Here is a 15,104-nt window from a genome sequence, read left to right as displayed (position 1 = left end):
CGCCGATGCGTGGCCCGTGGTTCGCAGTCGCGTTCCTCGCTCCTTTGCTCGCCTTCTACGCGATCTACTTCGTCTACGGCTTTGCCGTGTTGGGTGTCGTCAGCACTCAGCGCGTCGGACTGACGTTTCAGAACGCTGTCGACGTGGGCTTCCAGAATTTCGAGCTGGTGCTCACTGATCCCTCGTTCCTGCGTTCGATCATCAATACGGTCGCATTCGGGCTCTTCAGCGTCTTCGTCGCGCTCACGCTCGGTTTCATCTTGGCGATGATGATGGCGTCTGGTGTCCGTGCCCGGCAATGGTTCTATGCGGTCTTCCTCCTCCCCTCGCTGATTCCGATGGCCCTATTCGCGACAGTGTTCGGGCGGATGCTGGAAACGCGCGACGGGGCCATCAACGAGGGGCTTCGCGCCATCGGCCTCGGGTTCCTCGCGCAGGATTGGCTCGGAGATCCGACCTCGGCATACATCGGAGTGCTGGTGCTCTTCGTCTTCACGATCGGGTTGCCGATCATGTACTACACCACCGATGTCTCTCAGGTGAATGGATCCCTCATAGAGTCGGCGACCTTGGACGGCGCGTCTGTGTGGCAGATCTACCGCATCATGCTGTGGCCGCTTCTGAAGTCGACGCATATCACCGTCATGCTTTCGGTGCTCCTCGGTATTTTCCGCGCGTTCGACATCATCTACTTCTCCACCGGCGGACAGCCAGGCGGGCGTACCGACATCACGGGCACCTATGTCTATAAGGCGACTCTCGGCTTGGACCGAGTGGGATTTGCCGCAGCCGCAGCGATCATCGTGCTCCTGATCGCGCTAATCATCTCGATCATTCAGATCGTCATCCGAAGGAGGATAGACGCGCATGGCAACCAAGGTTGATGAAGATCGCCTTCCGCTCCGCACCCGGCGGGTCGATCGCATCCTGATCTATGGATTTCTCGTTGTGTTCGCTGCCGCCTTCTTGGCGCCACTGATCAATGCGGTGCAACTGTCTGTGGCGGTGGGGGGAATCGGCAATTATTGGTCGGTACTCACTCGCGATCTGAATGGGATCTCGATTCCGCAGACGTTCCTCAACAGTGCCATCATCGCCGTGATGCACGCGTTCTTCGTGTGTTCGATCGGTGCGCTCGCAGCGTATGCGTTCTCGACGATCGACTTCCGGGGGCGGGAGCCGATGTATTACGGCGTGCTCCTCTTCCTCGCGGTGCCGGCCACGTCAATGCTGGTGCCGGTCTACTTCATCACCGGGACGCTGAGCATGTTCAATACGTACATAGGCGTAGCAATGCCCGAAGCGGTGCTGACGCTGCCGTTTGCTGTTCTACTGTTGCGCAACCGCATGGGCGACATTCCCAAGGAGATCGTCGAGGCTGCTGTTATAGACCGGGCCAATCACTTCCACATCTTCTGGCACGTTGCACTTCCGCTGACGCGCGGACCACTTGCCAATCTCGCGGCGTTGAGTGTGATGTGGTCGCTTCAGGACTTCCTTTTTCCGTCGTTCATCCTCCGCGCGCCCGAACTCGCTACGGCAGCGCAGGCAGTTCAGGTAATCAAGAGCGCTTTCGCCCCGACGCCTCTCGAGTCGTCGCAGTACTTCGCGGCACTTGTGCTGCTGGGCATTCCGGCTCTCATCATCATCATCTTCGCCTTCCGATTCGTCACGAAGGGAATGGCGTCGGGCGGTCTCAAAGAATAGTCAGGGCACTGCAGCCAACTCAGAAGAACGTTCCTCCGTTCGGACAACTGCGACTTTTAGGAGGAGCGTATGGATGAAGCAAGGATTGATCAAATGGTCGAACGTATTGAGTCACCGCGGAACGCACGGCCCAATATCGTTCTCATTCTCGCCGACGATATGGGCTGGGGGGATCTCGGTTGCTACGGCGCCAGCGCAATACCCACTCCGCGTATGGACGCTATGGCGCAGGACGGTGTGCGATTCACCGATGCGCATTCATCTTCGGCGGTGTGCTCGCCCAGTCGCTACTCGATAATGACCGGTCGATACGCGTGGCGTAGCCCGCTCAAACAGCATGTGCTGCATAGCCACGCTCCAGCGATCATCGAGGGCAATCGTCGTACTGTCGCTTCGGAACTGAGCGCCAACGGCTATGCCACAGGGTTTTTCGGCAAGTGGCACCTCGGCCTGGACTGGACCCGCAAGGATGGAACCCGAATCACGGCCTTTGGCGACGACGCTCAAGTCGATCTTCTCCATCACCCTGAGCAGTATCCTGCTGGTGACATCGACTACTCCCAGCCCTTTGCCGGTGGCCCCTGTGACCTCGGCTTCGATCGATTTTTCGGAATCGCAGGCTCGCTGGATATGCCACCCTCGGCCTTCGTATCGCAAGACCGCACGGTGGGGCTGCCCACCTTGCCGCGGGACATCTACATTCAGGGTCAGGATCCTGGGCTCAAGGTCGATGGCTGGCGGGATGACGAAGCAGACCTCCGATTCACGTCGGAGGCAGTGGAATGGATGAAAGAGCGAGCGAACGAGGAGGAGCCGTTCTTCCTCTTCCTCTCGACCGCGGCACCACATCGTCCTTGTGTGCCGCCCGAGCAGTTCCATGGGATGTCACAGGCTGGGCTACGGGGAGACTCGGTGTGCCTGGTGGATTGGATGGTGGGTCAAATCGACGACACCCTCGCTGACCTCGGGATCGCCGACGACACCATCGTGCTCATCACCAGCGACAATGGTGCACCGATGGTCTATCCCGCGGATGGCGACACAGAACACCACCGCCCCAACGGCCCGTATCGGGGACAGAAGGGCGACATCTGGGACGGCGGGCACCGCGAACCGCTCATCGTTCGTTGGCCAGCTGCCTTGAAAGCTGGTCAGGTGCGCGACGACCTGATCTGTCTCTCCGACATTTTCCCGACGATTCTGGCAGCAGCCGGGCTATCGCCAACCGAGGGGGCCGCAGAAGATGCGGTTGACATCCTTGCTCGGCTCGATAGTCCCCTCCCTCGCCCGCGCGGCCTGCCCGTGGTGCACCACAGTATGGGGGGCGTATTCGGATTGCGGCTGGAACAGTACAAGGTGAACTTTTGCACCGAGTCGGGCCGAGGCTTTTCTGCGGGCGCCCGCGAAGATGGCACCATCTACTCCGCTGATGCGCCGTTCGGCCGGATCTACGACCTTGAGTCTGATCCTGGCGAGACTACCGACTTGTGGGCGCTGCGCCCCGACATCGCAGCGCAGGCGCATCAGGTGCTTTGTGAGATCACAGATCATGCCGAGACCGGCTTCCCCTGCGACGTCGCTCCCAGCACCGTCAGAAGCCAATGAACTGCCGCGGGAGTTGCCCAGAAGCTCAGAAGCGGTCTGTCTGCCCGCGAACGTGAGCTGACGGCACCAGTGTTGGGCTACGCGAACTCATCGTGGGAAGGCCCGATGTTTTGGCGGCGGGATCTGTCGCTCAGATCGCACGCCACTCTTTGCTGACGTATTCACGGAGCTCGCACCGGCGAGCATCGATCCGCTGACCGCTGACCGCTGACCGCTGACCGCTGACCGCTGACCGCTGACCGCTGATGACCCAGACTCGAAGGCACGCCTCGCTAGGCTCGTATACATGCGCCAGCGGCCGCACCAGATTTCGAAGACGGGGCAGTACAGCACCACCGCCATCGGATATGTCCTTGATGAGCTCGATGCCTCTGAACTCAGTGTGCGATTGAGGCGCGGAAACGAGACATAGAGCTAGGGAGTGAGTTTCATATGACCGCCGAGTCTTTTCCGATGATCGGGATCGCCCTCGCGCTGGTCTCAGCAGCCGTGCTTTCGGCCGGAAACCTTCTGCAGTCGCGTGGCGTGCAAGCGTCACGTAGCAGGTCGGCATCGGCAAGGTCAGGCCTGCCCGCGATGTCGCTTATGCGCAACCGTGTGTGGTTGCTTGGCGCTTTGCTGCTTGGGTGCGCGATTCTGCTGCAGATGGGCGCATTAGTTTTTGCGCCGCTGATGGTCGTGCAGCCTCTTGGCGTGACAGCGCTCATCTTCGCCGTACTCATCTCTGCGCTTGTGCTCAAGAAACGCCCCACCAAACAGGTGCTTTTAGCGATTGCGGTATGCGTGATCGGGGTGGCCATCTTCGTCACAGTGGCGGCGCTCGTGAGCACTCAACGAGCCGTGACCGATGTGGAACTCATCGAGGTGCTGGTCGTCTTGGGCGGTGTGCTCGCGGTGGCGGCAATCTTTCTCATCGTTGATCGCCGCAGGGCCACACCGCCCATCATGTGGGTGCTGCTAGGCGGCGTGTTTTCGGCGTTCGTGGCCACTCTCGGCAAAACCGTGATCCTGCGCATCCAAACAGCATTGAGAACGCATGACTTCATCGTCGACAGCACCAATGTGCTGACGATTTCATGTCTCGTCGGGATCGGGGTTGCCGGTGCGCTATCGATTTTCTTCGTTCAGCGCTCTCATGTGACCAATCGACCGGATGTTGTGCTCGCGGGACTGACCGTGGTTGATCCCGCGGTTGCTGTCGCCATGGGTATGGCCGTTCTCGGCGAGGCGAGCACCGCGCCCCCATGGGCGTTCCTAGCGTTTGCCATTGGCGGCGCGATCGCTGCAGCGGGTGTGATCATGCTGTCACGGGCAGAACAAGAACCAGTAGAGCTGACTGCGTTCGCAGTGCAGGGGTGATATCGCGCGCTTGACGGCCCTTGCGACGGTTACCACTTGACGTCGTCGCAGCCCTAGATTGGCACCATGACTGATGTTGCTGGCTCCACCCCGATCACGCTTGCACACGACCTAAAAGGATCAGGCCCGCTGGTGGTGTTGATTCACGGCATCACCGAGCGCAAAGAAGCATGGGATCCGATTGACCTCACCGACGACTTCGAAGTACTGCGCGTTGATGTGCGCGGCCACGGTGACTCGCCGCTTCAAGCGCCATACGACCCGCGCACTTTGGCCGCAGATGTGCACGCAACCGCCGAGGCGGTTCGGCCCGGGGTAGTGCCGTTGGTGATCGGGCACTCAATGGGCGGCATTATCGCCACCGCCTACGGCGCGCTGTTTCCGACCGTCGGGGTGATCAACATCGACCAGGCCCTCGCGCTGGGCGACATGCAGAAGAAAGTGAAGTCGCTCGAGCCGCTGCTCAAAAGCCCGCTGTTCCCCGTTCTTGTAAGCAGCGTGTTCCGTTCGATGCGCGGCGTACTGCCGCGCGATGAGAACAAGCGCGTCTCTCGGCTGCGCACGCCGCGTCGTGAGGTGGTGCTCGGTGCGTGGGCGCCGATGCTGCAGCAGACGCCTGAAGAGTTGGCCGAGACGGTGAAGCAATTGACCGCATTCCCCTCGGACGTGCCCTATCTCTTCATCGTGGGCATCGACCCTGGCGAGGGATACTATGCGTGGCTGGCCGAGACAATTCCGAGCTCGAAGTACGAAGTGTGGCAGCAGGGCCACTACCCTCACCTCGTCGAGCCGGAGCGGTTCGTCGCCAAAGTGAAAGAGTTCGCTACGACGTCAGCGCCAGAATGATTCGTGCGCGACGGCAGCTTCGTCTTCGATAGCGGGGCCCACGACCTCGGTGTCGCGCTGCCCCCCGCCGAACACCACCCGTGACGGCACCGCGAGTGTGGGGTTGTCTGGATTGATGCCGGTGAGCTCATAGAGCGTGGTCTCACCGAGTGCGAACACCACGCGTCCGATCCCGGACCAGTAGATGGCTCCGGCGCACATGGCGCACGGTTCGCAGCTGGTGTAGAGGGTGAAGTCGCTCAGTTGCTCGGGGCCGTACTCGCGCATCGCAAGGCGCACCAGATTCGTCTCGGCATGACACGTGACATCGCGTTCGGTTACGACGGAGTTCTGTGCGCTGAGCACCACGGCGCCCTCGGGGTCGGCGAGCACAGCGCCGAACGGGTGATTTCCCGCCGCGACCGACTCGTTCGCGATCTTGATAGCCGTGCGCAGGTGAGAAATATCGTTCGCTGATGGGGCGGTTGCTGTGCTCATAGTTGACGTTCCCTTTCGCAGGGAAGCCAGCTTACTGAGCAGAACTGGCGCGCGGTTTTGCCGCGGATGACTGCCCATTGGCCAAATGCGAGCGCACGGCCTCTTCCAACGCGTGCTGATCGTGGATCGGGCTCGACTGCGGGTAGCTCGTGGTGACGAAGTGTTGGGCGTACGGAAAACACGCCGACTCGAACGGCTCGTTCGCCATGAAGTCGGCACCAAAGGTATTGAGCTCTACGGTCACCGCGTCGAGGGGTACGCGAAGCGCCTGGGCCATCTCGCCGGGATCGAAGACCAGCCCGAACGCCTCAGATCCCTCGTGCATCAGCCGGCCTCCGTAGTCGACAGACAGGTTGCCATCGACCCACAGGCGTTGATCAAGTGGCTGCATTGTGCCGGCGGGAACAGCCGCGGTGACAGCAAGGCTGTTCGATCGCTCCTTGCTTCGCACGTCGATGATGACATCACCGCGATGCGAAGTGGTGATCACTGCTTGGCTGGTGGTTGCTGCTGAGAAGCCCTCACCAGGGTCATAGTTGATCGTGTTGGATTCATAGTCGCAGATGACCCACGTCAGCATTCCGGTGCTGACATTCTCGGCGATCACGTAGAGCTCGACACGAGCGCCGCCGAACACCGAGGTACGCACGTTGAACGCTCCGACGATCGCGCAATAGCGGGGTGTCTCATCGGCGAACATCGCGGTGGGAACGAGTTGATAGCCCGAGGGCAGCATCCGGCTTGCAACAGCCGCATCGGTGATCTCATAGGCCAAGAAGAAGCAGTAGGGATCGACGATGAACCCCATGTACTCGTCGCCTTTGGCGTGAGCCACGATCCATCGCTGTACGCGCATCGGCATCTTGGCGAGCATTTCGGCACGACCATAGAGATTTGCGACCGCTTTGGGCGACACCTTGTTCTCGGTGTACGCGATGAAATCTCGCAACTCTGACTCTTCGATATGCGATCCCATATTCGGGAGCGTAGGCCTTTTGGAGAGACTTTTGGGGCGATCGCTCAGTTCTTGGTTCTTGCCATAAGATATCGGCCGCATCCGAAGCGTTGTGAACCACCGCGTACGTTACGAGCCAGCAACGCCAACCTGGCAGACTGCGGTCATGAATGCTTTTGACGTCGTCGAGATGAGCATCGACGAGATGCGGGAAGCGCTTGACGCGGGCGAGCTGACGAGCATTGACCTGGTGTGCGCGTATTTGAATCGCATCGCCTATTACGACCGCACCGGGCTGTGCCTACACGCGATCGCGGTGCTCAACCCCTACTGTCTGCACGAAGCGGCCGCATCGGATCGCCGTCGAACTGAAGGAGATGCGGGCCCGCTCGAGGGGATTCCCTTCACGGTGAAAGACAGCTACAAGGTGAAGGGCATGACGGTGGCATCGGGCAGTCCAGCGCTCGCCGACGTTGTCGCGACCGAAGATGCAGCGAGCGTGGCGTTGCTGCGCGCCGCTGGCGCGGTCTTGTTGGGCAAAACGAATATGCCGCCGATGGCAGCCGGTGGCATACAGCCGGGTGTGTACGACTACGCGCGCAGTCCGTACAACCCCGACTACATCACTGCGGCGTACGGCTCGGGATCTTCAAACGGTTCGGGCACCGCAACGGCCGCCAGCATGTGTGCGTTCGGCATGGCCGAAGAAACCGTCTCGTCGGGTCGCGCGCCGGCCTCAAACAACGCGCTGGTCGCCTACACGCCTTCGCGCGGCGTCATCTCAATTCGCGGCAACTGGCCGTTGCGGCCGACCTGCGATGTCGTCGTCCCGCACACCCGAACAATCGATGACCTTGTTGCTCTGCTCGAGGTGCTTGCCGTCGACGACGACGACCCGACCGGGGACTTCTGGCGTTTGCAGAACACGGTCGCGTTGCCGTCACCGGCCGAAGTGCTGCCGCGCCCGCTTGCTCGCCCACGGCCCGCGCGGCTGGATGGATTGCGCATCGGCGTTCCGAAGCTGTTTGTCGGTGAAGACCTCGAACCACTCGAGCCGCCCGCCATCAGAGACAGCGTGCGACTGCTCTGGGACCGCGCGGCCGCCGATCTGCGGGCGCTCGGTGCCGAAGTGATTGAGGTCGACTTTCCTGCGGTGTCGAACTATGAAGAAGATCGACCAAGCGCTGATGGTCTGGTTGCCCGCGAACTGGTGCCGCCCACATGGCGAGCGATCGAGGGCGGCACGATCACCGCGATGGCTTTGGACGAATTCTTGCGGGTCAACAACGACCCCGACCTGAACACATGGGCCGATGTCGACGGCGACACCGTCTTTCCGATCGATACCGCACCGTTGCCCGTGTGGATCACGCGTGCGCGCGGAGGATTTGACTGGCAGCGGTTGGCTGAGCTGGTGAAACAAGGGCTTCCTCGCTCTTACGATGACGTGCCTGGACTTGACCAGCTGCTTCGCGGGCTCGAACAAGCGCGAAAAGAAGATCTTGAAGAGTGGATGCTGACGCTCAACCTTGATGCGATTGTGTTCCCCGCCGCCGGTGATGTCGGCCGCGCCGACCTCTTCGCTCGTGCAGAGAGCATGGAAGCAGCCACGCGAAACGGTGTCGTATATGCCAATGGCAATCGCGTGATCCGCCACTTGGGTATTCCCACTGTCACCGTGCCCATGGGGTGCATGGCCGACACTCAGATGCCTGTCGGCCTCACCTTCGCTGGTCCGGCCTACAGCGACGATCGGTTGATCGACTTTGCGCGTGCGTACGAGCAGGCCAGCCACCGGCGTGTGGCAGCGTTCCTCACTCCCACCTTGCCGGGCAATCAGATCACCCCAGTTGGCGTGGGCACCGATGCGCGTGAAGCGGCAGATGCCTCTCACTCGGTCGAGGTCACCGCGGCCGACCGGTCGTGGCGTGTGGTCGTTCGCGTATCGTCGGGCGACGCCGACACACAGGTATGGGCAGACGGGCACATCCTTCGCAGCGTGGATGGTGAGCCTGGAGTGTATGCAGGCAACGTTTCGCGATCGCGCGCGCGTCTGTTCGATGAGGTGCTCGTGCTCGTTAAGCGTGCCCACACCGCCGCGGAGCTCAGCCTCGCCCCGCTACCGGCGTAGTAGGCACGAAAAAATGATGTGCATGAAGTGTCCATGTGGTCGACTGGTGTTCGTCGCTTAAATGAGGGGTCGCAAATGAGCGGCTCCCAGATCGAGAGGACAGACCATGCAGTACATGCTTCTACTCACCAGCGCTCCTGACGTTGGTCCGCAGCCCGGCACCCCCGAAGAGGCCGCCGAGATGGGGGAATGGTTCGCATTCGACGAGATGGTCAAAGACGCAGGTGTCTTCGTCGCCGGTGAGGCTCTTCACCCGATCGAGACCGCGACAACGGTTCGCGTTCGTGATGGCAAGACAGTGGTCACCGACGGACCGTTCGCCGAGACCAAGGAGTACCTCGGAGGCTTCTACGTACTCGACGTCGCCGATGTCGACGCTGCCATCGCGTGGGCCGAGAAAATCCCGAATGTGGGCTACGGTTCAGTCGAGATCCGCCCTGTGTTCGACGTGTCGGCGATGCAGTAGCACCCATGGCGCACGCCGAGATCGCCGAGGTCTTCGGTGCGCAGTGGCCGCGTCTTGTCGCGACACTGCGAGCTGACCTCGGCGATCTCGACTTCGCAGAAGACGCCGCGCAACAAGCGTTTTTGCAAGCTTCTGAGCGATGGGAAGCGGACGGCATTCCCGATACTCCGGGGGCGTGGCTGCTCACGGTCGCGCGGCGTTGGGCTATCGATCAGGTCAGACGTGATGTTCGCTGGGCGCAGCGTGAAGACGATGTGCGCGCGATCATCTCAAGGCCTCAACGCGACAGGGGCGCGATCGATGACGACCTGCTCGCGATGGTTTTTGGATGCTGCCACCGTGCGCTCGACGAGTCAGCGCGCGTCGCGCTCACCTTGCGCTATGTGGTCGGGTTGCCCACAGCATCCATCGCCCGGGCCTTCTTGATTCCTGAGGCGACGATGGCGAAGCGACTTGTTCGCGCGAAAAAGAAGATCGCGGCCACTCGGGTGCCGTTCGAAATTCCCGATCGAGAGCGCCTGAGCGACTCACTGCATGATGTGCTGAAGGTTGTGTACGTGATCTTCACCCAGGGGCACGCGGCGCCCGCCGAACAGCTGATCCGCGGAGATCTCTGCGAAGAGGCACGCTGGCTGGCCTCGTGTATGTGCGATCTGCTTCCTGATGAGCCTGAAACGTGGGGCCTTGCGGCGCTGCTTGCATTCACCGAGGCGCGTCGTCCGGCCCGCATCGACGAGGCAGGTGAGGTGGTGTTGCTCAGTGAACAGAATCGTGCGCTGTGGGATGCGCGTGCGATCGAGAACGGTCGCCGGCTGCTGGGGTGCGCATTGCAACAGCGCCGCGTGGGAACGTACCAGCTGCAGGCGGCCATCGCCGCAGCGCATGCGACCGCGCCCACATTCGGCGACACAGACTGGTCGACCATTCAGCGGTTGTATGCGGTGCTCGCCCGCGTGGAGCCGTCACCGATCGTCGAGCTGAACGGGGCGGTCGCAGCGTCTTTCGCTGACGGGCCCGACGCCGGCTTGCGATTGCTAGAGCCGATCGCGGACGCGCTCGAGAGCTACCACTACTTTCACCTTGCCCGCGCTGACATGCTCGCGAACGCCGGGCGCCTCGACCAAGCACGCTTCGCGTTCGACCGCGCGCTCGAGCTCTGCGACAGCGATGCCGAGCGACGAGCGATTGCACGCGTCGCTTCTAAGGCACTCGCCGCGACGATGTGAACGGCTGAGCTAGTACAGCTGGTAAAGCTGAGACGCAATCGCGCCGAGGTCATTGTTGGCCTGGAAGATTGCCGAGATGTCATCGACCGGAACGTCGTTGACGAAGACCGCGAACGCGAGGTTGCGCCCCGTGGCGGTCTCGACGAAGCCAGCGAGGGCTTTCGTTTCCAAGACAAACGCAGAGGTTGTTCCCCCGGCGACCAGAGTTCCGGTCTTGGCGTGAGCCATTCCGATTGCCGGGTCGTCTTCTGGCAGAACTGTGGCCAGCGATCCATCGACTCCGAGGATAGGAGTCGAGTCGTAGAACGTCTGGAATGTGGGAGTAGTGGTCAAGTGACGCAGGTATGCTGCCATCGCAGCCGGCGTGATCCGGTTGCCCTCTAGTCCCTGGCCATCGGTGAGATCAACATCGGCGGGGTCGATCCCTGCCGCTTCGAGTACTCCCAATTCGATAGCCAAGCCCGCTTCGAGTGTGCGCTCGCCCGCATCTACTGCCAACAGCAGCGGCAACTGGTTGGCGCCTAAGTTATGGCTCACCTTGTTGATGAGCCGAGCGGTTTCAGAGAACGGCGGCGAAGTGAATTCGGCAATGGGTGTCGCGGCATCGAGCACCACCGCGTCTGGGAGGGATGCCGCGCTCGCTGTGACTGCGTCGGCAGCCACCTCTACTCCGGCACGTTCGAGCGCTTCAATGAACAACGTTCGCGCCCATAGTGCGGGGTCTGCGACCTGGAACGTCTGCACCACCGGTTCTGCGCCCAGCGGCACTGAACCGGAGGCAACAAGTGTTCCTTCAGGATCTTCAGCGATCGTGATGTCGATCCCGCTGTCGGCGCTGCCGGTAGTCACCGTTGTCTCAACTTCGTAGGCAGCGGTCTGTGGCAGCCACTCGAGCGTGGCGGCGTCACCGACGGCGGGGCCCGGCGCGAGGACGATATCGACGAGATTGTCGTTGACGACGATGGGAGAGATCGGAACATCATCGACGATGACCGGATCCCAAAGTCGGTCATCGACTAGCACCTCGCCGTCAACACGATCGATGCCAGCCGCGACCACTTGCTGCGCGAGGTCGTTCAACCCCGCGAGCGGGTCTTGGGTGGTGAGCGTCGCAAGCCCGGGGAGGGCATTGGCGTCATAGTGGTCGAATATTGGCACCTCGATCGTGCCGTCTGCCATCGTGCGACCGCCGAGAGTCAGATCGCCTGAGCCACGCAGCACCAGGTCACCGTGCAAGGTGCCGTCAGCAACTTCTCCGACGGCGACGACTGGGGTGGTGAAGGTCGCGTCAGCTCCGAGAACCTCAAGGGCCGCGGTAACAGAGAGGATTTTGGCAGTAGAGCCGGTGAGAAACTTCTCGTCAGGATTGAGCGTGAGCATGACCTCGCCGGTCTCTACGTCAACGACCGAGAGACCCCAAACGCCCTCCTCATACATGGGCTGTTCCATGATGGAGAGAATCGAATCGGGAAGATCGCTCCCTTGCGGTGTTTCCGCCGGGCTCGCCGCGCATCCTGCAACCAGCAAGATTCCCGTTGCGGCGGCAACTGCGGCAGTTCGCTTCATGCTTCGAGCTTAGAAGATTGCGCGTGCTGCACCCGTCGCGCGATTAGCTGCTTGGTGTGGGGGTCGAGGTTGCTGTGGGGGTAGGCGTTGGGATGATGGTGATCTCGACGGGAACGACAGTGAGTTCGAGAGTGATGGGCTCGACGAAGTCTTTCTGCAACGCGTCGTACAGATCGTTCGCCGAGGGCGGGTCGCCCGGGCCGGTAATCGTCACATCAACGTCATTGCCCGACACGTCAACCGCGCTGATGACGAATTCGGTGTCGACGCCGAGCCAGTCTTCCACCGTGTTCTGGGCGTCACGTTCTCGGGTCTGGCTCTGCAGTAGGCCCTCAGAGGTCAGCATGAGAGGCAACAAGATGATGCCGGCGAGAGCGACGAACGGGCCCATTGTCTTGATCAGCTGGCGTGGGCGATTGCGCAGGGCGTATGGTCGCGCGAATCCGGTGAGCACAAAAACCGCCGCCGCCGCGAGAACGATGGCGACGAAGTTGGTGAGAAACAGCAGACTGGCGCCACCAGCATCTTCGAAACGCCCGCCATACAGGCATACGCCTACGACGGCGAGCGGCGGCACGAGCGCGACGGCGATGGCGACACCCGCAATGCCGCTTGCGACGCGGGCGTTTACCGTCGCGAATGCGCCCGCAGCACCAGCAGCGAGCGCGATCAACATATCAATGAGGTTCGGTGACACACGAGATACGATCTGCGAGTTCGTTGAGTAGGCGATTGCGACAGGCGCCCATGCGGCGATGCCGTACGCGAGCGCGATAGCCACCAATGCGCCAAGCACAACCAGGCTTGCGGACTCGAAAGCTCTGCGGCCCCAGCCGTTCACCAGCGCGCCTGCGAGCCCGAGAATCGGCGTCATGAGTGGCGCGACCAACATCGCGCCAATGATGACGGCCGTCGAGTCGGCAAGCACCGCGAAGGTCGCAATCGCGACAGAGAGCACCAACATGATCCACCAGGTGCCCATTTTGGTCAGTCGTTGCGGTTGCTCTAGATAGAGCGTCCCCGCCTGCACTGCACGCTCTTTGCGGCCGAGATCGGAGCCTTCAATCCAGTCCCAAATCAACTCGGGAATCGACGCAGCGGACGGGTCGAGTTTCGAGCCCTGCACGTTGTAACGCAGGCTCCACGACACGAGGATCAAACCGACGACGAGACAAGCGGTCGCCACAGTGATGATGAGCGTCGATACGAGTGAGGCAGGCACGAAGGCCGCGAGCACGCCAACGATGATGGCAAGCGATCCGCCTGCCGCACGCGGGAGTGGATCTTTGGTGCGCCGATTGAGAAAAGCAGAGATCACCGACATCAGACCACGGATGCCGAGATAGATACCGGCAAGGCTGACGGCGACCGTCAGCGTGAGCTCTGTTGTGCCCGCCCACACCAGAAAGCCCAGCACCGTTGCGATGAGCGTCGCGGCGAAACCGCGTAGCACGGCAAGCCATCGGTTGAGGCGCCGCCCGTACCAGCGGCGACCTGTGACCGCGTAAAAGAGATCCGTGACGCCGCTGAAGGCAAGAAATGCGATCAGCATGAGCGTGACCAGCGCAGTGGTGGCCGTTGGCAGCAACAACACTGCGGTTCCCGCGACTAGTGCTGCGAGTCCACGAAGGGCGACAGTGTTCGACATCGCCGCAACGAGCTTGCGAAGTTGCACTGAGACCTGTGGGTTTCTGCGCGTGAAAACTGAGTTGCTGTTGTCGTCGACGTCCACGCGGCGCTCACCTCATTCCAGCGCCCAGCATAGCCACCCCGCGCGGCCAGTCATGCCCAGTCTTGCCGCCGCGACGAGGCCAGAACTCTCAGCTCACCGCTGCGGTCCGCGATATCGAGCCCCCCAGGAGCATTCGAAGCTTTCGCCGCTATCGAGCCACCGCAGGTCGATACCGGAATTCAACGCATCGGGCGGTGCAGTCATCGGCTCAAGCGCAACGGCTCGGTGTGGACCTTCTGCGCCAGGAAAGTCAGCGGGGGTGAACAGCTGCAGCCAGCCGAAGGCAGGGTCTGCCCAAATCGAAGTTGCCGCGCCGTCGGAGGCCTCGAGCCACGCCACTTCTTGACGCGCTTCGCGGTTGCTTAGTTGCCCGAATCCCACGTTGAAATCGGCACCGGCGAGCGATTGCGGCGAGCGAAGGTCGAACTGCGTGCCAGCCACGGAGTGCTCGGCAACCGGGTTCAATCGATCGTCAAGCTCCAAGCGCGTCTCGCCGGCGATCCGAACTGTCATTTCGTCGGCTGTGTTCTCGCCGACGCGAAAATACGGGTGCGCGCCCACCGCCCAGGGCGCGCTCGCCGCGCCCTGATTGGTCGCGCCGTGGGTCACGGAGATGCCATCGTGCTCGAGCGCGTACGTGACCCACGTGTCGAGTGTGAACGGCCAGCCGTGCTGCGGGAAGACAGTGGCACCAAGGGTGAGCGAGCGGTCGGTGCGCTCGCGCACGGTGTAAGCCGTGTTGCGGAGCAAACCGTGTATGGCGCTGGCCCTCGCGACGTCGGTGATGTCTAGTTGCTGTACGTTGCCGTTGAGCATCCAACGAGCATCTTTGACCCGGTTGGGCCAAGGCGCCAGCACGATGCCGCAACCGTGCGAAGGCAGAGTGTGCGCGGGTACCGTTTCGGTGATCCGCACACCCCCGACCCGCACTTCTCGCAACACCGCGGCTAGCGCGCCGATCTCGACACGGACGTTGCCGTCGTCGAGGAGAAACTGTTCACCAGTGGGGGAGCTCACGCCCGTCAGCATAGAAG

The 15,104-nt window shown here is 61.8% G+C and carries 13 protein-coding genes; 8 read left to right on the top strand and 5 right to left on the bottom strand.

Annotated elements, in window-relative coordinates; genetic code table 11:
• The first annotated feature begins 5 nt into the window (after window positions 1–5).
• The 5 genes from AB0O81_RS12635 (at window position 6) to AB0O81_RS12615 (ending at window position 5,517) form a co-directional block, all read left to right on the top strand.
• Window positions 6–884 (top strand): sugar ABC transporter permease, encoded by an 879-nt coding sequence (locus AB0O81_RS12635; RefSeq protein WP_363584794.1) that lies wholly within the window; start codon window positions 6–8, stop codon window positions 882–884.
• Window positions 868–1,707, top strand: coding sequence for a carbohydrate ABC transporter permease (locus AB0O81_RS12630; protein WP_363584792.1), 840 nt, complete (start codon window positions 868–870; stop codon window positions 1,705–1,707). Before AB0O81_RS12635 ends, AB0O81_RS12630 begins: the two co-directional genes overlap by 17 nt.
• A 93-nt stretch (window positions 1,708–1,800) precedes the next feature.
• On the top strand, window positions 1,801–3,312 hold the full coding sequence (locus AB0O81_RS12625) for an arylsulfatase (protein WP_363584790.1): 1,512 nt from the start codon (window positions 1,801–1,803) through the stop codon (window positions 3,310–3,312).
• 432 nt (window positions 3,313–3,744) lie between these two features.
• Window positions 3,745–4,671 (top strand): DMT family transporter, encoded by a 927-nt coding sequence (locus AB0O81_RS12620; RefSeq protein WP_363584788.1) that lies wholly within the window; start codon window positions 3,745–3,747, stop codon window positions 4,669–4,671.
• A gap of 66 nt (window positions 4,672–4,737) precedes the next feature.
• Window positions 4,738–5,517: an alpha/beta hydrolase gene (locus tag AB0O81_RS12615; RefSeq protein ID WP_363584786.1), complete on the top strand. Its 780-nt coding sequence runs from the start codon at window positions 4,738–4,740 to the stop codon at window positions 5,515–5,517.
• Here AB0O81_RS12615 and AB0O81_RS12610 read toward each other — a convergent pair.
• Both AB0O81_RS12610 and AB0O81_RS12605 read right to left on the bottom strand, forming a co-directional pair.
• Entirely contained in the window at window positions 5,503–5,994 is a 492-nt protein-coding gene (locus AB0O81_RS12610) for a nucleoside deaminase (RefSeq protein WP_363584784.1), read from the bottom strand. The two genes, AB0O81_RS12615 and AB0O81_RS12610, sit on opposite strands and share 15 nt — an antisense overlap.
• A 31-nt stretch (window positions 5,995–6,025) precedes the next feature.
• The gene (locus AB0O81_RS12605; protein ID WP_363584782.1) at window positions 6,026–6,970 is read right to left on the bottom strand and encodes a hypothetical protein; all 945 of its coding nucleotides are present in this window, start codon (window positions 6,968–6,970) and stop codon (window positions 6,026–6,028) included.
• Between the two features lie 145 nt (window positions 6,971–7,115).
• On the opposite strand from AB0O81_RS12605, the gene AB0O81_RS12600 reads away from it, so the two are divergent.
• The 3 genes from AB0O81_RS12600 (at window position 7,116) to AB0O81_RS12590 (ending at window position 10,772) form a co-directional block, all read left to right on the top strand.
• On the top strand, window positions 7,116–9,080 hold the full coding sequence (locus AB0O81_RS12600) for an amidase (protein ID WP_363584780.1): 1,965 nt from the start codon (window positions 7,116–7,118) through the stop codon (window positions 9,078–9,080).
• A 106-nt stretch (window positions 9,081–9,186) separates the two neighbouring features.
• Entirely contained in the window at window positions 9,187–9,546 is a 360-nt protein-coding gene (locus AB0O81_RS12595) for a YciI family protein (RefSeq protein ID WP_363584778.1), read from the top strand.
• A gap of 5 nt (window positions 9,547–9,551) precedes the next feature.
• Window positions 9,552–10,772, top strand: a complete 1,221-nt coding sequence (locus AB0O81_RS12590; RefSeq protein WP_363584776.1) for a sigma-70 family RNA polymerase sigma factor — start codon at window positions 9,552–9,554, stop codon at window positions 10,770–10,772.
• Between the two features lie 9 nt (window positions 10,773–10,781).
• On the opposite strand, the gene dacB is transcribed toward AB0O81_RS12590, so the two are convergent.
• From dacB to AB0O81_RS12575, 3 genes are all read right to left on the bottom strand, one after another.
• Window positions 10,782–12,338 carry a D-alanyl-D-alanine carboxypeptidase/D-alanyl-D-alanine-endopeptidase gene (gene dacB / locus AB0O81_RS12585; RefSeq protein WP_363584774.1) on the bottom strand — a complete coding sequence of 519 codons (1,557 nt, stop codon included), beginning with the start codon at window positions 12,336–12,338 and terminating at the stop codon, window positions 10,782–10,784.
• Window positions 12,339–12,381: 43 nt separating this feature from the next.
• Window positions 12,382–14,070 carry a DUF389 domain-containing protein gene (locus AB0O81_RS12580; protein ID WP_363584772.1) on the bottom strand — a complete coding sequence of 563 codons (1,689 nt, stop codon included), beginning with the start codon at window positions 14,068–14,070 and terminating at the stop codon, window positions 12,382–12,384.
• Window positions 14,071–14,163: 93 nt separating this feature from the next.
• Window positions 14,164–15,087 carry an aldose 1-epimerase family protein gene (locus AB0O81_RS12575; protein WP_363584770.1) on the bottom strand — a complete coding sequence of 308 codons (924 nt, stop codon included), beginning with the start codon at window positions 15,085–15,087 and terminating at the stop codon, window positions 14,164–14,166.
• Window positions 15,088–15,104: the final 17 nt, after the last annotated feature.

Source organism: Microbacterium sp. NPDC076911 (genome assembly GCF_040687125.1).
Taxonomy (GTDB): Bacteria; Actinomycetota; Actinomycetes; order Actinomycetales; family Microbacteriaceae; genus Microbacterium.
This window is presented reverse-complemented; position numbering and strand designations above follow the sequence as displayed.